Annotated in this window: 18 protein-coding genes and 1 pseudogene; 9 read left to right on the top strand and 10 right to left on the bottom strand. The window is 73.0% G+C overall.

Annotated elements, in window-relative coordinates:
* Positions 1 to 71 precede the first annotated feature (71 nt).
* Positions 72 to 1,262: a type VII secretion-associated serine protease mycosin gene (mycP, locus tag Sya03_RS15085; RefSeq protein ID WP_239107525.1), complete on the top strand. Its 1,191-nt coding sequence runs from the start codon at positions 72 to 74 to the stop codon at positions 1,260 to 1,262.
* Positions 1,263 to 1,669: 407 nt separating this feature from the next.
* Here the strand turns inward: mycP and Sya03_RS15080 are convergent, their stop codons facing one another.
* The 3 genes from Sya03_RS15080 to eccB form a co-directional block, all read right to left on the bottom strand.
* Positions 1,670 to 1,963, bottom strand: a complete 294-nt coding sequence (locus Sya03_RS15080; protein ID WP_203938918.1) for a WXG100 family type VII secretion target — start codon at positions 1,961 to 1,963, stop codon at positions 1,670 to 1,672.
* 32 nt (positions 1,964 to 1,995) lie between these two features.
* Positions 1,996 to 2,316 (bottom strand): WXG100 family type VII secretion target, encoded by a 321-nt coding sequence (locus Sya03_RS15075; RefSeq protein WP_203938917.1) that lies wholly within the window; start codon positions 2,314 to 2,316, stop codon positions 1,996 to 1,998.
* Positions 2,317 to 2,460: 144 nt separating this feature from the next.
* A complete protein-coding gene (eccB, locus tag Sya03_RS15070) occupies positions 2,461 to 3,849 on the bottom strand; it encodes a type VII secretion protein EccB (RefSeq protein WP_203938916.1) in 1,389 nt (462 codons plus the stop codon).
* An 87-nt stretch (positions 3,850 to 3,936) separates the two neighbouring features.
* On the opposite strand from eccB, the gene Sya03_RS15065 reads away from it, so the two are divergent.
* The 4 genes from Sya03_RS15065 to rarD all read left to right on the top strand — a co-directional run bounded on the left by Sya03_RS15065 (position 3,937) and on the right by rarD (position 7,666).
* Positions 3,937 to 5,769 carry a type VII secretion protein EccE gene (locus Sya03_RS15065; RefSeq protein ID WP_239107524.1) on the top strand — a complete coding sequence of 611 codons (1,833 nt, stop codon included), beginning with the start codon at positions 3,937 to 3,939 and terminating at the stop codon, positions 5,767 to 5,769.
* A 40-nt stretch (positions 5,770 to 5,809) separates the two neighbouring features.
* Positions 5,810 to 6,193 (top strand): phage holin family protein, encoded by a 384-nt coding sequence (locus tag Sya03_RS15060; protein WP_203938915.1) that lies wholly within the window; start codon positions 5,810 to 5,812, stop codon positions 6,191 to 6,193.
* A 61-nt stretch (positions 6,194 to 6,254) separates the two neighbouring features.
* Positions 6,255 to 6,734 (top strand): GNAT family N-acetyltransferase, encoded by a 480-nt coding sequence (locus tag Sya03_RS15055; protein WP_203938914.1) that lies wholly within the window; start codon positions 6,255 to 6,257, stop codon positions 6,732 to 6,734.
* A gap of 5 nt (positions 6,735 to 6,739) precedes the next feature.
* Complete coding sequence (gene rarD / locus Sya03_RS15050) at positions 6,740 to 7,666, top strand: EamA family transporter RarD (protein WP_203938913.1); 927 nt, start codon at positions 6,740 to 6,742, stop codon at positions 7,664 to 7,666.
* A 3-nt stretch (positions 7,667 to 7,669) separates the two neighbouring features.
* On the opposite strand, the gene Sya03_RS15045 is transcribed toward rarD, so the two are convergent.
* Positions 7,670 to 8,386, bottom strand: a complete 717-nt coding sequence (locus Sya03_RS15045) for an anti-sigma factor family protein (protein ID WP_203938912.1) — start codon at positions 8,384 to 8,386, stop codon at positions 7,670 to 7,672.
* Complete coding sequence (locus Sya03_RS15040) at positions 8,383 to 8,898, bottom strand: sigma-70 family RNA polymerase sigma factor (RefSeq protein ID WP_203938911.1); 516 nt, start codon at positions 8,896 to 8,898, stop codon at positions 8,383 to 8,385. The genes Sya03_RS15045 and Sya03_RS15040 overlap by 4 nt, the downstream gene beginning before the upstream one ends.
* Positions 8,899 to 9,071: 173 nt before the next feature.
* Between Sya03_RS15040 and Sya03_RS15035 the strand changes: the two genes are divergently transcribed.
* From Sya03_RS15035 to Sya03_RS15025, 3 genes are all read left to right on the top strand, one after another.
* Positions 9,072 to 11,129 (top strand): PhoX family protein, encoded by a 2,058-nt coding sequence (locus Sya03_RS15035; RefSeq protein ID WP_203938910.1) that lies wholly within the window; start codon positions 9,072 to 9,074, stop codon positions 11,127 to 11,129.
* Positions 11,130 to 11,335: 206 nt separating this feature from the next.
* Positions 11,336 to 14,602: a toll/interleukin-1 receptor domain-containing protein gene (locus tag Sya03_RS15030; RefSeq protein ID WP_203938909.1), complete on the top strand. Its 3,267-nt coding sequence runs from the start codon at positions 11,336 to 11,338 to the stop codon at positions 14,600 to 14,602.
* A 70-nt stretch (positions 14,603 to 14,672) separates the two neighbouring features.
* Positions 14,673 to 17,921 (top strand): TIR domain-containing protein, encoded by a 3,249-nt coding sequence (locus Sya03_RS15025; protein ID WP_203938908.1) that lies wholly within the window; start codon positions 14,673 to 14,675, stop codon positions 17,919 to 17,921.
* A 46-nt stretch (positions 17,922 to 17,967) separates the two neighbouring features.
* On the opposite strand, the gene Sya03_RS15020 is transcribed toward Sya03_RS15025, so the two are convergent.
* The 4 genes and pseudogenes from Sya03_RS15020 to Sya03_RS15015 all read right to left on the bottom strand — a co-directional run bounded on the left by Sya03_RS15020 (position 17,968) and on the right by Sya03_RS15015 (position 20,165).
* Positions 17,968 to 18,879, bottom strand: coding sequence for a chitinase (locus Sya03_RS15020; protein ID WP_239107523.1), 912 nt, complete (start codon positions 18,877 to 18,879; stop codon positions 17,968 to 17,970).
* A 34-nt stretch (positions 18,880 to 18,913) separates the two neighbouring features.
* Positions 18,914 to 19,081, bottom strand: coding sequence for a hypothetical protein (locus Sya03_RS31030; RefSeq protein WP_239107522.1), 168 nt, complete (start codon positions 19,079 to 19,081; stop codon positions 18,914 to 18,916).
* Positions 19,082 to 19,137: 56 nt separating this feature from the next.
* Positions 19,138 to 19,275: pseudogene (locus Sya03_RS31850) on the bottom strand (carbohydrate-binding protein); the annotation flags it as partial.
* Positions 19,276 to 19,367: 92 nt separating this feature from the next.
* Positions 19,368 to 20,165 carry an IclR family transcriptional regulator gene (locus Sya03_RS15015; protein WP_203938906.1) on the bottom strand — a complete coding sequence of 266 codons (798 nt, stop codon included), beginning with the start codon at positions 20,163 to 20,165 and terminating at the stop codon, positions 19,368 to 19,370.
* A gap of 158 nt (positions 20,166 to 20,323) precedes the next feature.
* On the opposite strand from Sya03_RS15015, the gene Sya03_RS15010 reads away from it, so the two are divergent.
* Positions 20,324 to 21,484, top strand: coding sequence for an MFS transporter (locus Sya03_RS15010; protein ID WP_203938905.1), 1,161 nt, complete (start codon positions 20,324 to 20,326; stop codon positions 21,482 to 21,484).
* 28 nt (positions 21,485 to 21,512) lie between these two features.
* Here the strand turns inward: Sya03_RS15010 and Sya03_RS15005 are convergent, their stop codons facing one another.
* Positions 21,513 to 22,499 carry a polyprenyl synthetase family protein gene (locus Sya03_RS15005; protein WP_239107520.1) on the bottom strand — a complete coding sequence of 329 codons (987 nt, stop codon included), beginning with the start codon at positions 22,497 to 22,499 and terminating at the stop codon, positions 21,513 to 21,515.
* Positions 22,500 to 22,514 lie beyond the last annotated feature (15 nt).

Below are 22,514 nucleotides of genomic sequence, written 5' to 3'. Positions count from 1 at the left end.
GACTAACATCCGGAACCGGAACGAGGCCGGGGGGAGAGCTACGGATGCGCAGCGCTATGCGTTGGTCACGGATGGTGGCGGCAGGTGCGCTGGTCGTCGGTTGTGTTCCGTTCGTCTCCGCGGCCCCCGCGTACGCGGTGGTGCCCTGCTCCGGCCAGCAGGCCCCGCCGCTGGGCACGGCGATGCCGGACGTCCCGTACCCCCTGCTCCGGTACGCCCCCGACCGGCTGGCGCCGCTGTCCACCGGCAGGGGCGTCACCGTCGCCGTGATCGACTCGGGCGTCGACGACCGCCACCCGCAGCTGCGCGGCCGCGTCCTGCCCGGCCGCGACCTGCTCGCCAGCAACCCGGACGCCAAGCAGGACTGCGCCGGCCACGGCACGGGCGTCGCCAGCATCATCGCCGCCCAGCCCGCCGACGGCACCGGCTTCCGCGGCCTGGCGCCGTCCGCGACCGTCCTACCGGTACGGGTGACGGAACGCAAAGAGATCGAAGAGGACAACCCCGGCCGGTACGTGGGCTCCGACGGCTTCGCCGAGGCCATCCGCTGGGCGGTCCGCAACGGCGCCCGCGGCGGCGTGATCAACCTGTCGGTCTCGCTGAACCGCGACGTCCCGGCGGTGCGCAGCGCCGTCGACTTCGCCCTCGCCAACGACGTCGTCGTGGTCGCCGCCGCCGGCAACGCCAGCGCCACCGACGCGGCGAAGGAGCCCTACCCCGCCCGGTACGACGGCGTCCTGGCCGTCGGCGCCGTCGACGCGAACGGCCTCTGGGCCGACTTCTCCCTCACCGGCGACTACGTCGACGTGGCGGCCCCCGGCTCCCAGGTGACCATGGCGGCGGTCGGCGGCGGCCACGTGCAGGACAGCGGCACCAGCTTCGCGGCCCCGTACGTGGCGGCGACGGCGGCCCTGATCCGCGCCCGCTACCCGGACCTGCCCGCGAAGGACGTCGTCAAGCTCATCCTCGCCACCGCCGACCCGGCCCCGGGCGGCAACCGCAGCGACAAGTACGGCATCGGCATCGTCAACCCGTACCGGGCCCTGACGGAACGCCTCGCCGACCAGCCGCCCCGCGCCCCGCAACCCGTCGCCGCCGAACACACCGACCCGGCCACCCAGGCCCTGACCGACCGCCGCGACGCGGCCCGGGACCGCGCCCTGCTGGTGGGCGTGATCGGGCTGGGCGCGGCGATCCTGGCCGTCGGCCTGGGCCTGATCCTCCCCCGCGGCCTGCGCCGCCGCTGGCGCCCCGCGGCCTGACCAGCCGTTTCGCGGCCGGCCCGCCCGGGTCGGGCCGTAAGGGAAAAGCACGCCCGGCTCGCGAGCCAGGACCCAAGGGACGGCGCCGAACCCACGCGGACATGCCGGCTCGGCCCGGCGGGGTGGGTGATCGCGGCACGGCAGTTGTGACCGCCGCAGAGCGGCCGAGCTGCACCGGTGGCCATGCCCGGAGCCGGACCGTCGCGGACGCGTGAGTTGGCCGGCGCGGGAGGCGAAGATGGAGGTGGCCGGCGGCGGCACCGATGAGTGGCCTCAGCCGGAGTACGGGCCGAGGTGGTCGTGGGCCGACCGGAACGGTCCGGAAGATCGCCTGTTGCCCAGGACGCGCCAGGGCCGGGACGCCGCACATAGATCCGCGCCCCGGCCCCGACGACGACCCCGAAGGGTCAGCTGAAGAGGGACGTGGCCCGCTTCTCCGTGTTGAGGTAGTCGTTCGTCGACTCGTCCAGGGCGACCTTGATCTTCGCCAGCATCGCCTTGAGGTCGTCCGAGGCGCGCGTCCAGGTCTGCTGGCGCTGCTGGTAGGCCTCCATCGCCGCGCCGTCCCACGTGGAGATCAGCGGCTTCGCGTCGCTCTCGAGCTGCGCGAGCTGCGAGTCGAGCGTGCTGATGGCCTTCTGGATGTCGGCGGCCGCCTGCTGCAGCGCACCGAAGTTGACGACGAGCCTGCCGTCGCTCATGTGTGTTTCCTCCCCGAAAGTGTGTGGCGTCGTCAGAGCGGCAGGGTGATGCCGCCGCCGCCGGACTGGGTGATGCGGCTCGACGCCTCGGTGTCGGTGGCCGTGTAGTTCTGCCCGGCGGTGCGGATGGCCTCGGCGGTCTCGGCCAGGGCGCGCTGGATGGCGGCCTGGTCGTTGCTCCACTGGACCTTGACCTGCGTGAAGGACGCGCCACCGCTGCCCTGCCAGGCGCTCTCCAGCACCGAGAGCTCGTTCATCAGGCCGGTGAGCATCTGCTGCAGCTGCTCGTTGGTCTGCTCGAACTTCGCGGCGGCCTGCTCCATCACCGCGGCTTCTGACTGCGTCTGGGACATTCCGACGTCACCCCGCTTCCTCGAAAGTTGTCAGTCGAAACGACAAGCCGTCAGGCTAGCCGCTTTCGGCTGCCCGTAGGGGGCAGCCGGACGCACCGACGGTAGCGCCGACCGTCCACGGTCGACAGTCCCTGTGGACAACCGTCAGGGCGCTGTGACGGCCTTGTCGGCGGCGGCGGGGTCGAGGCCCGCGCCGGCCGGGATGAGGCCCGTGAAGCCGGACGGGACGGCGACGGGGGTGACCGTCGCGTAGCCGAGGCGCTTCTTGACGTCGGCGGGGTCGGCCAGGGCGAACTGGCGGCCGGGGTCGGTGACGAGCAGGACGGTGCCGCCGGTGGCGCCGGGGGCGGGGGCGGCCTGGACGAGGGCGCCCCAGCCGGGGCGGACGAGGACGTAGTCGGCGAGGACGGTGCCGGCCGGGCCGGTGCCGGGGGTGCGGGTGCGGCGCTGGACGTCGGGCAGCGCGGATCCGGTGTGGAGGGTGAGGCGGCGGGCCGGGTCGTCCTGGGCGGGGTCGTAGGTGGCGCAGGCGGCGCCGTCGACGCGGGCCAGGTCGGGCAGGGTGGCGGGGGCGGCGGTGGGGCGCGACGGGGTCCACGGGCTCTCGGCCCAGTCGTTCCACTGGCCGAGTTCGATGGCGATCTCGCGGTCGGCGCCGGCGGCGGCGCGGTAGCCCGGGTCGGACAGGGCGAGGGTGCGCTGCAGGGTGGTGACGGGGGCGACGCCCTCGGCGACGACGACGCCCCACAGGGTGGGACCCGCGGTGACCACGGTGCCGATGCGCAGGCCGGTGCGGGTGGAGACCTCGCCGTAGCCGGCGGGGCGCACCGGGGCGATGCGATCACCCTCCTCGATGGGCTTGAGGAGCGCCTCGGCGACCCGTACCGGCTGGATGGTGCCGCCACCGAGCTGCTTGAGCAGGGCCTCGGCGGTGATGCGGTAGCGGCGGCCCTGCCAGAGCAGCCAGTTCGCGCCGCCGGCGCCCTCGACGAGGGCGGCGCGGTCGCGCAGCTCGGCGCCGCCGACGGGGCCGGCGCCGACGGTCAGGGTGGAGGTGGTGTCGGTGCCGGTGGCGGAGCAGACGGTCCACGGGCCGGCGGTGAGCCGGTTGCGGGCGGGCAGCGAGGCGGGCAGGTCGACGACGCCGAGGGTGGCGCCGCGGGGCTCGCCCTCCAGGGCGCGGGCGGACACGGTGACGGGCTTGGCGGAGCCGGTGATGAGCACGCCGGAGGTGAAGTTGAGGACAGGGTGCAGGACGCCGTTGCGCAGCACGTACGAGGCGCCGGTCTCCTTCTCCAGCACGACGGCGGAGCGGGCGCCGTTCTTCCAGTTCTTCGCGCTGGAGCCGCGCAGGAACGCCCAGGCGGCGGTGCCGGCGAGGACGATGGCGGCGATCAGGACACTCGCGACCGTGGCGCCCATGGCCCGCCGGAACGGCGACTGGGCGGGGTCGGTCTCGCGCATGACCAGCGCCGCGACGACGCGCTGGATCATGAACTGGTACGAGTGCAGCTGGTCCTGCCGCGACGGCATTGTGTCCCCCTGAAGGATCGACGCAGGCCATACGATAGGCCCGCCTCCGCCGCCCGTGGGGGCAGGGACCATCGGGGGAGGCGCACGGTGACGGCAGGAGTGGCCGCGACGAGCCGCGTCGAGCGGGGACGCGCGCAGCAGAAGCGCCGGGCTCCCACCACCCTCCACCGTGGACGCCTGCTCGGCGCGGGCGCGGGCCAGCTGGTGGCGACGCAGGTTGCGGTGGTGCTGGTGCTGGCCGGGCTGGTGGCGGGAACGGCGCAGACGGCGGCCGCGGCGGTCCTGGCCGCGCTGCTGCTGGCGGGCGCGTGGGCCCGCTTCAAGGGCCGGTGGGCGTACGAGTGGGCGGGCACGCTGCTGCAGTTCGCGGGCCGCCGGCACGGCACCGCCGACGGCGACCTGCTGGCGCTGGTGGCGCCGGGCACGGTGGTGTCCACGGTGGAGCTGGCGGGCGAGAGCACGGCCGTGCTGGCGGACGGCTACGGCGTGACCGCGGTGCTGGAGATCGGCGACCCGAACGCCCTGCTGGCGGACGACGCGGTGACCCTGCCGTCGCCGGAGTCGCTGCTGCCGCCGGGCAAGGACGGCCCGCCGGTGAGCGCGCAGCTGCTGCTGACGGCGGTGCCGGCCCCCGCGCTGCGGGCGGGCGCGGCGCTGCCGGCGAACTCGTACCGGCAGCTGACGGACGGCCGGCTGCTGAGCCACACCCGCACGCTGCTGGCGTTGCGGGTGCTGCGCACGGAGGGCTGGTCGGAGGAGGACCTGCACCGGGTGCTGGGCGGCCTGATCCGCAAGGTGCCGCGCCGGCTGCCCGGGGTGCCGGTGCGCCCGCTGGGCGAGGCGGCGGCGGTGCAGGCGGTGCACGAGCTGGCACACCACCGCCCGGACCAGCCGGGCCAGGAGTCGTGGGCGGGGCTGAGCTTCGGGGGGCTGGAGCAGGCCACGTACACGGTGGGGCGGCTGGCCCGGCTGCGGCCGGAGGCGGCGCAGCGGCTGGTCGGCCGGGTGCTGGCGCTGCCGGCCACGGCCACCACGGTCGCGATCACCGCGGGGCCGCGCACGGCCGGGGGCACGGCGGCCGAGGTGACGGTACGCCTGGCGGCCCCGGACGAGCGGGCCCTGGCGGCGGCGTCGGGCGCGCTGCGCCAGGTGCTGGCGGCCGAGCACGTGCCGGCCCGGCGGCTGGACGGCGCGCACCTGTCGGGGCTGGCGGCCACGCTGCCGCTGGGCGGCGGCACGCGGCGCCGCCCGCCGGAGATGCCGGCGGGCGAGGTCCCGGCGACGGGCGTGCTGGCGGGGATCGAGCCGGCGACGGGCGCGGGCGGCCTGATGATCGGCAGCAACCGGCACGGCGAGCCGGTGGTGGCCCGGCTGTTCCGGCCGGAGCAGACCCGCGCGGTGCTGGTGGGCGGCGTGCGGCTGGCCCAGCTGGTGGCGTTGCGGGCGATGGCGCTGGGCGCACGCGTGGTGGTGCAGACGGCGCGGCCGCAGGCGTGGGAGCCGTTCGGCCGGGGCGTGGCGACGCCCGGCGAGACGCTGCACGTGGTGCCGCCGGGGCGGGCGCTGGAGATGCCGCCGGGCAGCCAGCTGCACCCGCTGCTGGTGATCGTGGACGTGGGGCCGGTCGGCGCGGACACCCGGCCGGGTCACGGCTGGCAGGCGACGCTGGTGGTGCGCGACGAGTTCCTGCCGGTCGACGTGGACGTGGCGTCCCGGGCGGACCTGCTGATCCTGCAGCCGCTGCGGCCGGACGAGGCGGGTCTGGCGGCGGCCTCGCTGGGCCTGGGCGACGCGGCGCAGTGGCTGACCCGCATCCGCGCCGACATGGTGGGCGTGGTGGTGCGGCGGGCGGTGCGCTGGGTGGCGCTGTCGACCACGCCGATCGAGCAGCAGCAGATCGGGCCGATCATGCGCGGCTGACCACTCCCCGGGCTGGTCGGCGCATGGCACGATCATGGCCATGGGTCTGCTCATCCGACTGGTGACCGGCGCGGTGGCGCTGTGGATCGCCACGCTGCTCGTCGACGGCATCCGGGTCACCGCCGAGTCCGTGCCCGGCAAGATCGGCACGCTAGTCCTGGTGGCGGCGGCCTTCGGGCTGATCAACGCGGTCCTGCGGCCGATCATCAAGACGGTCGGCTGCGGCTTCTACGTGCTGACCCTCGGCCTGGTCGCGCTCGCCGTCAACGGCCTGCTGTTCCTGCTGACCAGCTGGATCGCCGGGCAGTTCGACGTGCCGTTCCACGTCGACGACTTCTGGCCGGACGCGGTGCTGGGCGCGCTCATCGTCGGCGTCGTGGGCTGGCTGCTCAACCTGTTCGTGCCCGACGGCAAGGACGACTGACCGGCCACATCCCGGGAATTGGAGCTGTGCCCGGGCCGCCCCGCGCGCTGTGCTGGGCGGCATGTTTTCCCTGACCCGCGACGACGGCCACGTGCTCGACGGCGACCCGGCCCGCCTGGACGTCGACCTCGTGACCCACTGGCTCGCCACCGACTCGTACTGGGCGCCGGGCCGCACCCGTGAGCTGATGGCGGCGGCGATCGCCGGGTCGGCGCCGTTCGGGGTGTACCGGCCGGGCGACGGCCGCCAGGTGGCGTTCGCCCGCCTGGTCACCGACGGCGCGGTGTTCGCGTACCTGAGCGACGTGTACGTCGACCGCGCGGTGCGCGGCATCGGCCTGGGGTCGTGGCTGGTGGGGGCGCTGCGCGACGAGCTGGCCGCGCGCGGGCTGACCCGGTTCCTGCTGACGACGGACGACGCGCACGGCGTGTACGCCCGGCTGGGCTTCGCCCCGGTGGACGCCGGGCGCTGGATGGAGCTGCGACTCCAGGTGACGTCCCCCATACGTCAGGACCCGATCATGGTCCAGCCCTTACCGTGAACGGCATGGGCGAGGAACGCAAGGGCTACCTGTTCGGGCTGGGCGCCTACATGCTGTGGGGGTTCTTCCCGCTGTACTTCCGGCTGCTCGCCCCTGCCGGCGCCATCGAGATCCTCGCCCACCGCATCGTCTGGTCGGTGCTGTTCGTCAGCCTGCTGCTGGCCGCCATGCGCAACTGGCGGTTCCTGGCCCGCATCGTCCGGCAGCCGAAGGCCCTGGCGGGGATCACGCTGGCCGGCGCCCTGATCGGCGTCAACTGGGGCACCTACATCTACGGCGTCAACGCCGGCCGGGTCGTCGAGACGTCGCTGGGCTACTTCATCACCCCGCTGGTCGTGGTGCTGCTCGGCGTCACGGTGATGCGCGAGCGGCTGCGGGTGGCGCAGTGGGCGGCGCTGGCCGTCGGCGCGGCCGCTGTGGCGGTGCTGACCGTGGACTACGGCCACCTGCCGTACGTGGCGCTCACCCTGGCGGCCAGCTTCGGCACGTACAGCCTGGTCAAGAAGCGGCTGTCGCTGCCGCCGGCGGAGGGCCTGTTCATCGAGTCGGCGGTGCTGGCGCTGCCCGCGGTCGCGTACCTGGGCTGGCTGTCCTGGACCGGCGACGCGGTCGTCGGGCACGTCTCGGCCTGGCACACGACGCTGATCCTGCTCTCCGGCGCGGCCACCGCGGTGCCGCTGCTGCTGTTCGCGGCCGCCGCCAACCGGGTCCCGCTCACCGGCCTGGGCATCCTGCAGTACGTGGCGCCGATCCTGCAGCTGGCGTGCGGCGTGCTGATCCTGCACGAGCCGATGCCGCCGGCGCGGCTCGCCGGCTTCGCGTTGGTCTGGGTGGCGCTGATCGTCTTCACCGCGGACGCCCTGCGGCACGCGCGGCGGGAACGGGCCACCGCGGCCACCACACCCGAAGCGGCGGCCGCGGCGACCCGCTGACCCCTAGGGCACGTCGTAGGTGAGGACCGTCGTCGCCGTGGCGTCGTCCGCGCCGCGGACCAGCTCCAGGCGGGTCAGGTTGTGGCCGGCGAGGCTGGTCATGCCCGACATGGAGATCTCCGCGCCGGGCGCGGCCACCCACGAGCCGATCTGGTCGCGCCGGTCGTCGGCGCCGTGGGCGATCAGCCGGAACGTGTACGCCTTCGCGCCCGAGCCGTCGCCCTTGGCGTAGAAGCAGGTCATGTTGACCTTCGTCCCCCAGCCGGTGCTGACCAGGTTGATGCTGGCCGACACGGGGGTGTTCGCGGCGACCGGCCGCATCGCGACGGTCTGGCCGGGTGGCGGCACCACGACGCCGGGCGCCTCCCGGTCGAGCAGGATCGCCCCGCCGATGCCCGCCACCAGGGCCAGACACGCCGCGGCCATGGCCAGCACGAACATGCGCCGGCGGCCGCGGCGGAGCTCCTGATGCCGGGACGAGGTGGCCGCCACCACCAGGTCCGGCATCCGGTCGCGCTGCCGCGGGCCGCCGGGGTCCATGATCGCCGCGAGGTCGGCCGGGTCGATGCGCCCCAGCAGGCCCGGCAGGACGGCGATGTCCGCCACCGCCTCGCGGCAGAACGAGCAGGTGGCCAGGTGCCGCTCGTAGGCGGCGCGCTCGGCCGGCGACAGGGCGCCGAGGACGTACGCGCCGTCGTCGTGCTCGTGGTCGCACCTCACCCCGTCACCCCCATCTCGTCCAGCACCATCTTCAGCTGCCGCAGCGCGTAGTGCGTGCGGCTCTTCACCGTGCCCGGCGGCACCCCCAGGCGCGCCGCCGCCTCCGCCACCGACCGGCCCCGGTAGAAGCACTCCACCAGCACGTCGCGGTGACTCTCGCTCAGCCGGGCCAGGGCCTCGGCCACCGTCCAGGCCTCCACCGCCCGGTCGGCCTCGTCGGGCGACGGGGGCGGCTCGGGCAGCGTGTCCGTCACCACCTCGCCGACCCGGGCCGACCGCCGCCGCCAGGCGTCGATCGAGAGGTTGCGCGCGGTGGTGAACAGCCACGACCGCACCGCGCCCCGCTCCGGATCGAGCGCCTCGGGGTGGCGCCAGGCACGCAGCAGCGTCTCCTGGACCAGGTCCTCGGCCCGCTGCCGGTCCCCACCGGTCAGCCTGACGGCGTGCGCGAACAGCGCGTCGCCGTGCTCGTCCTGCAGGGCGCGGAGCAGGTCGGCGTCCTGATCGTTCACTGCCGGCCGCCCTCCGCTCGCTCCCACCCCTACTTACGTGCGCATGCACCGGCCGGTTCAACCTGCGGCGAGGACAGCGTGTTCACCTTGGGTTAACCCTCGGTAGGGGGACGCTCCATCCCGGCGTGGCAGCGTCCGCCCTGCACCCGAGAAACACGAGGAGCAGATCTCACATGAGCACCCGCCCCCGCCTGCTGCCGCTGCTGGGCACCCCCCGGCACAGCGGCCGCGACGCGATGACCTGCCTGTACCGCTGCGGCAACGCCTGCGACCACCCCGTGCCGAACGAGTCGGACAACCCGTACTTCCAGGAGGTCGCCGAGGCCGGGTTCTCCCGCCGCGGCGTGCTGCGCACCGGCGCGGCCGGCGCCCTGGTCCTGGGCTTCGGCGGCGCCGCCGCCGGCGCGCTCGCCGCCCCGGCCGCCGCGGCCCCGGCGGCCCCCGCCGCGCCCGAGGCCGCCGCCGCCGGCGCCGCCGCCACGAAGAAGGCCGGCCCCATCACGTTCAAGGCGATCCCGCCGAACAAGCTCGACACCCTGATCGTCCCGAACGGGTACGACCACGCGGTCGTCATGCGCTGGGGCGACCCGGTGCTGCCCGGCGCGCCCGGGCTGGACGTGACCCGGCAGACGGCGCGACGGCAGAGCCAGCAGTTCGGCTACAACGCCGACTTCGTCGGCGTGATCCCGCTGTCGCGCAACCGGGCGCTGCTCGTGGTCAACCACGAGTACACCAACGAGGAGCTGATGTTCCCCGGCTTCACCACCCTCGACGCGATGACCGTCGAGCAGGTGAAGGTCGCGATGGCCGCGCACGGCATGTCCGTGGTGGAGATCGAGCGCGCCGGCCGCACCGGCCGGTGGCGCGCGGCCGACGGCGGCAACCTGCCGTACAACCGGCGCATCACCGCGCTGGAGACGAAGTTCCGGTTCACCGGCCCGGCGGCCGGCTCGCCGCTGCTGCAGACCGCCGCCGACCCGCAGGGCCGCACCCCGATCGGCACCCTGAACAACTGCGCCGGCGGCGTCACCCCGTGGGGCACGGTGCTGTCCGGCGAGGAGAACTTCAACCAGTACTTCGTCGGCGGCGACGCGGTCGCGGACGACGTCAAGCCGAAGCTGGCCCGCTACGGCATCTCCACCACCGCCCGCTACCCGAGCGGCTCGCGCAAGTGGGAGCGCGCGCAGGAGCGCTTCGACCTGGCCGAGCACCCCAACGAGGCGAACCGGTTCGGCTGGATCGTCGAGATCGACCCGCTCGACCCGCAGTCGCGGCCGCGCAAGCACACCGCGCTGGGCCGGTTCAAGCACGAGGGCGCCAACGTCATCGTCGCCCGCAACGGCAAGGTCGTCGCGTACATGGGCGACGACGAGCGGTTCGACTACCTGTACAAGTTCGTCAGCGACAAGAAGTTCCTCAAGGGCGACTCCGGCGTGGCCCGCCGGCACAACCTGACGCTGCTGGAGTCCGGCACCCTGTACGTCGCGAAGATCAACGGCGACGGCACCGGCCAGTGGATCAAACTGGCGCACGGCAACAAGTCGTACGTGCCCGGCATGACCGCCGTCGAGGTGCTCACCTTCACCCGGCTCGCCGGCGACAAGGTCGGCGCCACCAAGATGGACCGCCCGGAGGACGTCGAGCCGAGCAAGGTCACCGGCAAGGTGTACGTGGCGCTGACCAACAACACCAACCGCGGCGTCGGCACCAACCCGGGCGTCGACCCGGCCAACCCGCGCGTCAACAACAAGCACGGCCACGTGCTGGAGTTGGTCGAGTCCCGCGGCGACAACACCGCCGACACCTTCGCCTGGTCGCTGCCGATCATCTGCGGCGACCCGGCGGACCCGTCGACCTACTTCGCCGGGTACGACAAGACGCAGGTCTCCCCGATCTCCTGCCCCGACAACGTGGCGTTCGACGGCGCCGGCAACCTCTGGATCTCCACGGACGGCAACGCGCTGGGCGCCAACGACGGCCTGTTCGCCACCCCGATCGAGGGCCCGGAACGCGGCCACCTGCGCCAGTTCCTCACGGTGCCGACGGGCGCGGAGACCTGCGGCCCGTTCATCACCGCCGACGACCGCTCGGTGTTCGTCGCGGTGCAGCACCCGGGCGAGCTGAGCGGCGCCTCCCTCGACAAGCCGGCGTCGACGTGGCCGGACGGCGACTTCGCCAAGCCGGGCGTCGTGGTGGCCTGGCGCCTGGACGGCGGCCCGATCGGCAGCTGACCTCCACTCCATCGACGGGCCCGCGCATCCAGCGCGGGCCCGTCGTGTGTGCTGCGCCGTCACCGCCGAGGAGTGGGCCCGGTATGTCCCAGAGCTGCCGTATCAGCGGAGTTGCGTCGGCTGACCGTGACCGCTAGTGACCTTTCCCCCGGCTGCGGCGGCGTGCACAATGTCCGCGCCGCATACCGACCACGGGGGCCGTAGGCATGTCTTTCAATGGGTTCATTTCGTACAGCCACGCTGCCGACGGGCGCCTGGCACCGGCGATTCAGCGAGGTCTGCATCACCTAGCCAAACCCTGGCACCGTCGCCGCGCGCTCTGGATCTTCCGGGACCAGACCGGCCTGTCCGTCACTCCGGCCCTGTGGACGTCGATCCAGAACGCCCTCGACGGTTCCGAGTACTTCGTCCTGCTCGCCTCCCCCGAGGCCGCCCGGTCACCCTGGGTGAACCGCGAGATCGAGCACTGGGTGGCCACGAAGTCCCCGGACCGCATCCTGCCGGTCGTCACCGACGGCGACTGGCAGTGGGACGCCGCGGCCCGCGACTTCACCCCCGACTCCACCGCCGTCCCGCACGCGCTGCGCGGTGTGTTCACCGAGGAGCCGCTCTACCTCGACCTGCGCTGGGCCCGCGACGACCAGCACCTGAGCCTGCGCCACTCCCGGTTCCGCGACGCCATCGCCCAGTTGGCCGCGCCCATGCACGGCGTCAGCAAGGACGACCTCGAAGGTGAGGACGTCCGCCAGCACCGCCGCGCCCGCCGGCTCTGGTCGTTCGGGGTCTCGGCGCTCATGCTGCTCACGTTCGTCGCCGTCCTGACCGGGCTGCTGGCCCTGCACAACGCCGACCGCGCCAACGCCTCCGCGCAGGAGGCCCGCCGGCAGGAGAAGATCGCGCTGGAGCAGCGCGGCAGCGCCGAGCGGTCCGCCGAGGAGGCGAACCGGCAGGAGGAGGTCGCGCGGAGCCAGGAGCTGCGGGCCGAGCAGGCCGCGGCCGAGGTGCGCCGGCAGGAGGCGCTGGCGACGGAGCAGAAGAGCATCGCCGCGAAGGCGTCGACCACGGCCGAGCGGCAGCAGGCGAACGCGCGGTACCAGCGCGCCCTGGCCGACAAGGCCGCCGCCCGCGCCCGCCAGCAGGAGATCCTGGCGCAGCAGCAGCGCACGGCCGCCCAGCGGGCCGCCGCGGAGACCCGTCGCCAGGAACGCAACGCCCGCGAACAGCAGAAGAAGGCCGCCGAGCAGGAGCGGCGCGCCACAGAGGCTGCCGCCGAGGCCCGCCGCCAGGAGAAGAAGGCGCGCGAGCAGGAGAAGAAGGCGGACGAGGCGACCAGGGAGACCGGCCGCCAGACCCAGATCGCGATCAGCCGGCGACTACTCAACCAGGCCAAGGCGACAGTCGACAGCGACCCGACCACGGCGCTGAAGCTGGGCCTCGCCGCCGAGAGCGTCCGGCCCGACCCGGAGACCCGCAGCGCCCTCGCCGGGCTGGTGGCCTCGACGACGTTCGCCGGCTCCCTGGACGCGGCGGGCGCGGTCGCGCACGGCCCCGGCGGCCTGCTGGTGCTGGTCGACCCGAAGGGCACCGTGCGGCTGTGGGACGTGACCGACCGCGCCGACCCGAAGCCGCTGAGCACGATCGACAACGTCCTCACCAGCACGTTCGGGCTGTTCGTGTCGATGAGCCCGGACGGCCGCACCATCGCGTTCCCCGGCGAGAACCAGGCGGCGCAGGTGTGGGACGTCAGCGAGCCGACCAGCCCGGCGAAGCTCGGTGAGGTGCCCGGCGCCACGTCCGTCGTGTTCAGCCCCGACGGCCACACCGTCGGCGCGGTCGTCGAGGACACCGCCGTCCTGTACGACACGACGGACTGGGCGGAGCCGCGCCGGCTGGCCGCCCTCCCGGAGGCCGAGTACCACGCGTTCGTCGGCTTCAGCAAGGACGGGCTCACCGCGGTGACCGCCGGCGCCGAACCGGCCACGTACGACATCTCCGACCCGGCCGACCCGAAGAAACTGGCGACGGTGCCGGCGACCTCGACGAGCACCGTGGCGTACAACGCCGCGCAGTCCCTGCTGGCCACCGACGACGGCAACGGGCAGGTCACCTTCTGGAACCTGACCGACCCGGCCGAGCCGGTCGAGGACCGCCGCCGCTGGCTCACCACCGGCTCGCCCGCGGCTCTGATGACGTTCAGCCCGGACGGCAACTTCCTGGCCGCCTCCGACGCGGCCGGCAACGTGACGCTGTGGAGCCTGAGCGGGCCGGCCAGCCCGGTGCGCCTGCACACCGTCCCGCCGCAGTGGGCGCCCACCGCGATCACGTTCAGCGGCGACGAGAACACGGTCATCGTCGCCGCCGGCAGCGGCACGACGATGTGGAACGTGGCGGTCCCGGGCGCCCCGCAGCCCGCCGCCGCCCTGCCGGCCCACCCGAAGCCGGTGCGCCTGCTGGCGTACCGGCCCGACGGCCGCACGCTGGTCACCGTCCACTCGGACGGCATGGCCGTCTTCTGGGACGTGCGGCGCGCCGACCAGCCCGTCAAGCGCACCGCCGTGCGCGTCAGCGACAAGCCGATCCGTACCGCTGCCCTGTCTCCCGACGGCCTGACCCTGGCCGTCTCCGACCGGGTCGGCGCGCTCAGCCTGGTGAACGTGTCGGACCCGGAGAAGCCGGTCACGCTGGGCAGCGACGCCGAGCCGATGGACGAGTGGGGCGGCACGTCGATGGTGTTCAGCCCCGACGGCCGCACCCTGGCCCGGTTCGGCTACGCGAAACTGATGCTGTGGAGGGTGACGAAGGCGGGCGTCCCCGAGCGCGCCGGCATGCTGGAGGGCCCGCTGTTCACCGGTGACCAGGCCGCCTTCAGCCCCGACGGCAAGACCCTCGCCCTCACCGGCCACCCCGGGCTGACCCTGGTCGACGTCACCGACCCGGCCACGCCGAAGACCCTGGTCGAGGTGGGCGGCACGAAGCTGCGGCCGCTGTCGGCGGCGTTCAGCCCGGACGGCAGCATCCTGGCCGTCGGCGACCACAACCGCGAGGTGACCCTGTGGGACGTCACCAACCGCGCGCAGCCGCACCGGTTCGCCACCCTGCCCAACCACGTCGGCGGCGTCGGCTCCCTCGCCTTCGGCCCGGACGGGCGCACCCTGGCGGCCGGCATCCAGGACCGCACCGTGATGCTGTGGGACATCACCGACCGCAACGCCCCGGTCCGCTTCCCCGCGGCGAAGCACAACCGCGGCCAGACCGGCATGCTGGTGTTCAACCCGAAGGGCGGCACGCTGGCGGCCGGCGGCGACTACTACCGCCTGGACACGTCGGTCTCCCTGTGGGACTACTCGTCCCTGAACGCCCTGCGCGCCGACCCGGCGAAGCACGCCTGCGCCATCGCCGGCAGCAGCCTCACCAACGAGGAGTGGTCCCGCTACGTGCCGGAACTGCGGTACCGGCGCAGCTGCACCGACTGACCCTTCCCCGCCCGGGCGATCGGCGGCGACAATCGGTCGCCGCCGATCGCACCGACACGGGGACACCACCATGAAGTTCAACGGTTTCATCTCGTACAGCCACGCCGCCGACGGCCGCCTCGCCCCCGCCGTCCAGCGCGGCCTGCACCACCTGGCGAAGCCGTGGCACCGCCGCCGGGCCCTGTGGATCTTCCGCGACCAGACCGGCCTGTCGGTCACCCCGACACTGTGGACGTCCATCCAGAACGCCCTCGACGGCTCCGACTACTTCGTACTGATGGCGTCCCCGGAGGCGGCAAACTCGCACTGGGTGAACCGCGAGATCGACCACTGGCTGGCCACCAAGTCCCCCGACCGCATTCTCCCGGTCGTGACGGACGGCGACTGGCAGTGGGACCCGGCGACGGGCGACTTCACCGAATCGTCGACGGCGGTTCCGGAGGCGCTGCGCGGCGTCTTCACCGAGGAGCCGCTCTACCTCGACCTGCGCTGGGCCCGCGACGACCAGCAGCTCAGCCTGCGGCACTCGCGGTTCCGGGACGCGATCGCGCAGCTGGCGGCCCCGATGCACGGCGTCAGCAAGGACGACCTGGAGGGCGAGGACGTCCGCCAGCACCGGCGGGCGCGCCGGCTGTGGTCGTTCGCGGCGGCCTCGCTCATGCTGCTGACCTTCGTGTCGGTGCTGACCGGGCTCCTGGCGCTGCACAACGCCGACCGCGCCAACGCCTCGGCCGCGGAGGCGCGCCGCCAGCAGCAGGCAGCCTCGGAACAACGCGGCTACGCCGAGCAGTCCGCGGCCGAGTCGCTGCGACAGCAGAAGAACGCACAGCAGCAGGAAGCACGCGCCCGAGCGGCCGCCGAAGAGGTCCGGCGCCAGGAGGCACTGGCGCGCGAGCAGAAGACCCTGGCCGCCAAGGCGTCGACCGCCGCCGAGAAGCAGCAGGCCAACGCCCGCTACCAGCGCGCCCTCGCCGACACGGCGGCGGCACGCGCCCGACAGCAGGAGATCCTCGCCCAGCAACAGCGCAACGCCGCCGAGCAGGCCGCCGCGGAGACCCGCCGCCAGGAGGAGCGTGCTCGGCTGCAGGAGACCAGAGCTCGCGAACAGGAGCAACGCGCGGAAGAAGCGGCGCAGAACGCTCGCCGGCAGGAACGAATCGCTGCGGAGCACGAACGGAAGGCCAAGGAGGCGGAGGGGGAGGCACGACGCCAGCAACACATCGCGATCAGCCGGCGTCTGGTCAACCAGGCGAAGGCGAACATCGACGCCGAACCTCAGGCCGCCTTGAGGCTTGGTCTGGCCGCGGAGCGGATCCGGGCCGACGCCGAGACGCGAGGAGGACTCGCCGGCTTGGTCGCGTCAACGCACTACGCCGGCGCACTGGGGGGCGCCCACGAAGTCGCCTACGGACCGGACGGTCTGCTGGCCCTGGCCGAACCTTCAGGCACCGTGTCGCTTTGGGATGTGAGAAACCGAGCCACACCGATCCGGCTCAGCACCTTGGGCGCCAGCCGCTATGTCGGGCGGCTGACATTCAGCCCGGACGGGCGAACGCTCACACTGGTCGAGCCCGCGAATGTTGGCGCCCTATGGGACGTCAGCGATCGCGCCCAGCCGACCCGGATCGCCACGCTTCCTCACGCCGTCAACAACCTGATGTTCAGCCCGGACGGCCGTACCGTCGTCTCGACCGGCTATGACGGCCGCACAGTCCTGTGGGACGCGTCAAACCGCGCCCAACCGAAACTGCTCACCGCCCTTTCCGGCATCCCCGCGTCCGCCCGGATCGCCTTCAACGGCGACGGGCGCGCGATGGTGACCTCGGGCGACCCGTCGGTCGTCTGGGATCTCTCGGATCCCGCACATCCCACACCGACGGCGACCCTGCCCGAGGCCCTTCCGGACGGAATGGCGTTCAACCCCAAGCGGCCCATCCTCGCCGCGGGAGGCAGGAACGGAACGGTGCACATCTGGGACCTGACCGATCCGGCTTATCCGCGACAGGAGGTGCTCACAGGTCATGCCGAATGGGCGGCCGGGCTCGCCTTCCACCCGGACGGGAGCATTCTGGCCGTCAGTGACGGGGAAAAGGTGACGCTGTGGAACACGGCGGGCTCGTCCGGTTCTCTGCGGCTGCAGACCCTGGACAGGGTTCGCGGCGGGGCGGCGTCACTCGAATTCAGTCCGGATGGCCGAACACTGGCAACTGTCAACGGCGCCGAAACGAAGTTGTGGAATGTCGCGGATCGGGGCGCACCCGAGCCGGTCGCCGATTTGGTGGCCCACCGCAGGCCGGTGATGACGATGGCATATCGCGCGGGCGGAAAGACGCTGGCCACAGTTGATGCCGACGGCAAGGCGGTCTTCTGGGACATGAGGCGCGTCGGAAACCCTGCGCCCAGCGCCACCCTGCAATTTTCCGGCGGGGACGTCAATGCGGCACTCACCGCGGACGGGCGCACTCTGGCGGTGGCCTCTCTAGCCCACGGGGTGACGCTCACGGATGTGACGGACCCACATGATCCGGTGACACTCGGCTCGTTCCAGGAATGGGTGCCCAGGACGACCACGATGATGTTCAGTCCAGACGGCCGCACCATCGCAATTCTCGCGCACCGCACGCTCAAGCTCTGGGATGTGTCCGACCCACGTCATCCCGTCAAGCTCGGCGTACTGACCGGCGACGCGGTTCAGGGGCGGCAGCTGGCGTTCAGTCCCGACAGTCGCACGATCGCGGTCGTCGCCTACAACACGGTGACGCTGATCGACGTGACCGACAGAGCGGCACCGGTGCGGGTGGCCGAGGTCCCCGCTCAGTCCACCCAAGCGTTGTCGGTCGCTTTCAGTCCGGACGGCAACACACTGGCCACCGGGGGCTACGATCGGACAGCTGTCCTCTGGAACGTCACCGACAGGGCCCGTCCACATCGACTCGCCACCCTCGTCAATCCCACGGGGTGGGTGGGCTCGCTGGCCTTCGGTCCGGACGGGCGGACCCTCGCGGCGGGAATCGCGGATCGGACGGTGATGCTGTGGGACATCACCGACGGTGCCACGCCGGTGCGGTTCACCGCGACCAAGCGCACGGAAGCGCAGACAGGAATGATGTTGTTCAGCCCCGATGGGCGCACCTTCACGGTCGGCAGTGATCTCAACCGGAAGAGCCCCGCAGTCACCGTCTGGGACTACTCCGAACTGAACGACCTCCGCGCCGATCCGGTTGCGCATGCCTGCGCCATCGCGGGCAACGGCTTGAGCCCCGACGAATGGGCCCGCCACATCCCTGAACTCCCGTACCGGCGCAGCTGTGACGGGTGAAGCGTCAGGGCCCGCGCGTGGTACGCGGGCCCTGACGCGGTGATTCTCAGCGGCCCTGGAGACGCTTCACGTTGTCACCGAAGGTCCAGCCCCTCGAGCCGTCCCAATTGATCGACCACGTCATCAGCCCCTTGATGCCCGGGACGGAGTTCCACGCTTCGGTCACCAACGACGGCTTCATGTAGCCGCCGCCCGCCCCCTCCTGCGCCGGCAGTCCTGGGGCCTGCTTGTCGTAAGGCACCCGGATGGTCGTGCCCTGGATCGTCAGACCCTTGTTGAGGCAGTCCGTTTGGGCCGTGAATCCCTGGACGGTTCCGGCCCCGTAGGAGTCGCCGGAACACCCGTACATCGAACCGTTGTAGTACTGCATGTTCAGCCACCACAGGCGGCCGTTGTCGACGTACTTCTTGATGATGGGCAGGTAGGCGCCCCAGATGGAGCCGTAGAAGACACTGCCGCCGGTGACGTAGGCGGTTTCGGGCGCCATGGTCAGACCGAACCCGGGCGGCATCGCGGCGAGAACGCCGTCAATGATGCGGATCAGATTCGCCTGGGTCGTCGACAGGGTGTTGATGTCGCCGCTACCGGTCAGGCCGGTCTCGATGTCGATGTCGATGCCGTCGAAGTTGTACCGCTTCAGGATGGGCACGATGGTCTGCACGAACCGGTCCGCGACGGCGGACGAGTTCAGGTTGACGCCGGCGGTGGCGCCGCCGATGGACATGAGGATCGTGCCGCCCTGTGCCTTCGCACTGCAGTATTGGGCAGGGGTGCCGACGTTCACGCCGACGTCCATGCCGTCCTCCCACTTGACGGTGCCGTCGGGGAGGATGACCGGGAACGCGGCCATGATGACGTTGTACCCGTGCTGCGGGATCCGGCTGTCGTTGATCGGAATCCAGCCCATGCCTTCGTGGACGGCCTTGCCGTCCCAGTTCTCCCAGTAGCCCTGCAGCACCTTGCCCGCCGGCCGGCCCTTGAGCGCGCACGTCTCACCGGTAGGCGGAGTCGTGGGCGGAGTCGTGGGCGGCGTCGTGGGTGGAGTGGTCGGCGGAGTCGTCGGGGGCGTGGTGGGAGGAGTGGTGGGAGGCCTCGTCGTGGGAGGAGTGGTGGTGGGCGGGGTCGTCGGGCCGCCGGTGCAGGCGTCGATGTCGCGCCACAGGGACGGGGTCGCCGCCGGGTTCCAGCCGGTGCCCGCCCACGCCGTGTGCGTCACGAGCGCCTGGTAGAGGCGGCCGTTGTAGGTGGCCTGGGAGCCCGCCGTGTACGAGTTACCCTCGCGCCACGCGGGTGCCGTGCACACCACCGCGGCGGAGCTGGAGGGGATGAGGACGAGGCCGGTCGCGACGGTCATCGCCGCGCCGGCCGCAAGGGTGACCAGTCGCCATCGGAGTCTCATGAACCGAATTAGAACACGTTATTAACAGTTTTCAATGGCTTGATTTTTCAGGCGCTCGCTGCAGCTCCGTTGTCGGTCAGCGCCTCGGCCACCGCGCGCGCCGTGGCGAGCAGTTTCGCGCGCACGACCCGCGCCGACGTCAGCATCTCGGCCGCCGGGAGGGCGCACGCCAGGGCGAGCCGGCGTTCCACGTCGCGGTCGGGGGCGACCAGGACGGCGGCGCCCGCAAGGCCCTGGCGGAACTGTCCGATCTCGAGCTGCATGCCGCGCCGCTCCCCCGCCGCCAGGTCGGCCTCCAGGGCCTCCGGTGACACGAGGGTGGCCGGGGTGAAGGCGCGCATGCCCCAGTCGCGCAGGTAGCGCGCGCGCTGGTCGGGGGTCATGGTGGCCAGCAGCGCCTTGCCGATCGCGGTGGCGTGGCCGCCCTCGTCGTACCCCGGGACCAGGTCTTCGGTGTACGGCGAGCGGTGGCCCTCGGCGACCGCGGTGACGGCGATGCGGCCGCCGACGAAACGTCCGAGGTAGTGGGTGTAGCCGGTGTCGATGGCGGCGCGGCGCAGGACGTCGCCGACGGCGGGCGGGCCGCGGAAGGCGCCGACGAGTTCCCGGTAGCGGTCGGCGATCTCCAGGCCGACGATGTACGTGCCGTCCTCGCGGCGGATCACGTAGCCCTCGTAGGCGAGGGTCCGCACCAGGTGGTAGGTCGTCGCCACCGTCAGCTCGCACCGACGGGCGATCTGCTTCACGGTGAGGCCACGCGGAGCGCGGCCGACCGACTCGAGCACCCGGAGAGCCCGGGACACGCTTCTGATCAGGTCGGACGGTTCCGCCAAGGGGTCGCGCACAACCACCTCCGACGCCGAGGGGACTTACACCATATGAAAAATTCTCCACAGACGGAATGGGCAGGAGGTGCCATACCTCCACCGGGCGGCGACCGTCTGTGTGGGCAATGCCACGTACCGTCTCTGACCAGCCATGATGCGGCCTACAGTCCGAGACGATGACGGAACAAGTCTCGACGCAGCGACCGACGCGGGCCGCCACGGGCGCGATCACCACCACGATCGCCGTCGTGATCCCCGTGTTCCTCGTCGGCGGCCTGGCCGTCCAGATGCAGCAGGAGCTGCGCTTCGACCCGGCCGGGCTGGGGCTGGCGGTGAGCGTCTACTTCGGCGTCAGCGCCCTCGCCAGCGTCCCGGCGGGCACCCTGGTGGAACGGTACGGAGCGGTCGCGATGGCCCGGTGCGGCATCGTGCTGGCCGCGGTCAGCATGCTGGGCGTCGCCCTGTTCGCCACCTCGCTCGCCACGCTCGTCGCGTGGCTCGCCCTGGGCGCGGGCGCGAACGCCGCCGGCCAGCTCGCCAGCAACGCCGCCCTGGCCGCGCACATCCCGGCCCGGCGGCAGGGCCTGTCGTTCGGGCTGAAGCAGGCCGCCATCCCCGTCAGCACGCTGCTGGCCGGCGCGGCCGTGCCCGCGGTGGCGCTGACGCTCGGCTGGCGGTGGGCGTTCGGCTTCGCGGCGGTCCTCGCGGCGGCCGCCCTGCCGCTCGTCCCGGCGGGCACGGCGCGCCCGCGCGCCGCGGGCGGCTCGCCGCAGCGGGCCACCGGCGCCCTGGTCGTCCTCGGACTGGCCGCCACCCTCGCCGCCGCCGCCGCGAACGCCCTCGGCACGTTCCTCGTCGACGCCTCCGTCGACCGCGGCCTCGCCGAGGGCACCGCCGGGCTCACCCTCACGCTGGGCAGCGCGGTGTGCGTGGCGGCCCGGGTGTCCGGCGGCTGGCAGGCGGACCTGCTGCCCACCCGGCAGGTCGCGGTCATCGCCGGGCTGCTCACCGCCGGGGCCGCCGGCCTGGCGCTGCTCGCCGTCCCCGGCACGGCCACGCTGGTCGCGGGCGTCGTGCTCGGCTTCGGGTTCGGGTGGGCGTGGCCGGGCCTGATGAACTTCGCCGTGGTCCGGCTGCATCCGCAGGCGCCGGCCGCGGCCACCTCCATCACCCAGACCGGGGTGTACGCGGGCGGCTGCGTCGGGCCCCTGGGCCTGGGGGCGACGGCGTCGGCGCTGGGCTATCCGGCGATGTGGACGGTGGGGGCCGTGGCGATGCTGCTGGCGGCGGTGCTGATGCTGGCCGGCAGCGCCCTGCTGCGCCGCCACGCCGCCTGAGGCGGCGTCTGCCGCGCCGGGGAGGCGCTCAGCTGGTGCGGTCGGCGATGAAGTCGCACAGCGACTCCATGGCCTGACGCGGCGCGTTCGCCGGCAGCGGCGCCAGCCGCTCCCGGGCCGACTCCGCGTACGCCCGCACGGTCTCCCGGGCGCGCTTGAGGGCGGCCGACTCGCGCAGCAGGCCCAGCGCCTCGGCGTGCAGGTCGTCGTCGACGAGGGGGCCGGCCGAGAGCAGCTCGCGCAGCCGGGCGTCGGTGTCGTCGCCGGCGAGGGCGTACAGGACCGGCAGGGTGGGGATGCCCTCGCGCAGGTCGGTGCCGGGGGTCTTGCCGGACTGGGTGGACTCCGACGCGATGTCGAGCAGGTCGTCGGAGAGCTGGAAGGCGACGCCGATGGCCTCCCCGTACCCCTCGAGGGCCTCGGTGTGGGCGGCGGCCGCGCCGCCGAACATGCCGCCGAAGCGGGCCGACGTGGCGATCAGCGAGGCGGTCTTCTCGCGGATGACGTGCAGGTGGTGCTCGATGGGGTCGCCGCCGCGCGGCCCGGCCGTCTCGGCGATCTGGCCGGCCACCAGGCGGGAGAACGTGCGGGCCTGCAGCCGGACGGCCTCGGTGCCGAGGTCGGCGGCGATGTCGGCGGCGCGGGCGAACAGGTAGTCGCCGACGAGGATGGCGACCGAGTTGCCCCACCGGGCGTTGGCGCTGGGGGCGCCGCGGCGCACGAGCGCCTCGTCCATGACGTCGTCGTGGTAGAGCGTGGCCAGGTGGGTGAGCTCCATGACCACGGCGGCCGGGACGACCAGCGGCGACGACGGGTCGCCGAACTGGGCGCCCAGCGCGACCAGCAGGGGGCGGAACCGCTTGCCGCCGGCGTCCGCGAGGTGCACGGCGGCGTCGCCGATCAGCGGGTCGGCGTGGGCGACGGCGAGCCGCAGCTGCTCCTCGACACCGGCCATGGCCGCCGCGACGGACGCCTCGACGACCGGATCACGGAAGTCGACCCCGGAAGCGTTCACCGTGCTCACCACTCC

It is taken from the genome of Spirilliplanes yamanashiensis, from assembly GCF_016863475.1.
GTDB classification, from domain to species: Bacteria; Actinomycetota; Actinomycetes; order Mycobacteriales; family Micromonosporaceae; genus Spirilliplanes; species Spirilliplanes yamanashiensis.
The sequence above is the reverse complement of the archived record's forward strand: the minus strand, read 5'-3'. Positions and strand labels throughout refer to the sequence as shown.

Bases quoted from the DNA above. Each gene is read 5' to 3' on its own strand.
- mycP (WP_239107525.1), top strand. From the start codon at position 72: ATGGTGGCGGCAGGTGCGCTGGTCGTCGGTTGTGTTCCGTTCGTCTCC.
- Sya03_RS15080 (WP_203938918.1), bottom strand. From the start codon at position 1,963: ATGAGCGACGGCAGGCTCGTCGTCAACTTCGGTGCGCTGCAGCAGGCG.
- Sya03_RS15075 (WP_203938917.1), bottom strand. From the start codon at position 2,316: ATGTCCCAGACGCAGTCAGAAGCCGCGGTGATGGAGCAGGCCGCCGCG.
- eccB (WP_203938916.1), bottom strand. From the start codon at position 3,849: ATGCCGTCGCGGCAGGACCAGCTGCACTCGTACCAGTTCATGATCCAG.
- Sya03_RS15060 (WP_203938915.1), top strand. From the start codon at position 5,810: ATGGGTCTGCTCATCCGACTGGTGACCGGCGCGGTGGCGCTGTGGATC.
- Sya03_RS15055 (WP_203938914.1), top strand. From the start codon at position 6,255: ATGTTTTCCCTGACCCGCGACGACGGCCACGTGCTCGACGGCGACCCG.
- rarD (WP_203938913.1), top strand. From the start codon at position 6,740: ATGGGCGAGGAACGCAAGGGCTACCTGTTCGGGCTGGGCGCCTACATG.
- Sya03_RS15035 (WP_203938910.1), top strand. From the start codon at position 9,072: ATGAGCACCCGCCCCCGCCTGCTGCCGCTGCTGGGCACCCCCCGGCAC.
- Sya03_RS15030 (WP_203938909.1), top strand. From the start codon at position 11,336: ATGTCTTTCAATGGGTTCATTTCGTACAGCCACGCTGCCGACGGGCGC.
- Sya03_RS15025 (WP_203938908.1), top strand. From the start codon at position 14,673: ATGAAGTTCAACGGTTTCATCTCGTACAGCCACGCCGCCGACGGCCGC.
- Sya03_RS15010 (WP_203938905.1), top strand. From the start codon at position 20,324: ATGACGGAACAAGTCTCGACGCAGCGACCGACGCGGGCCGCCACGGGC.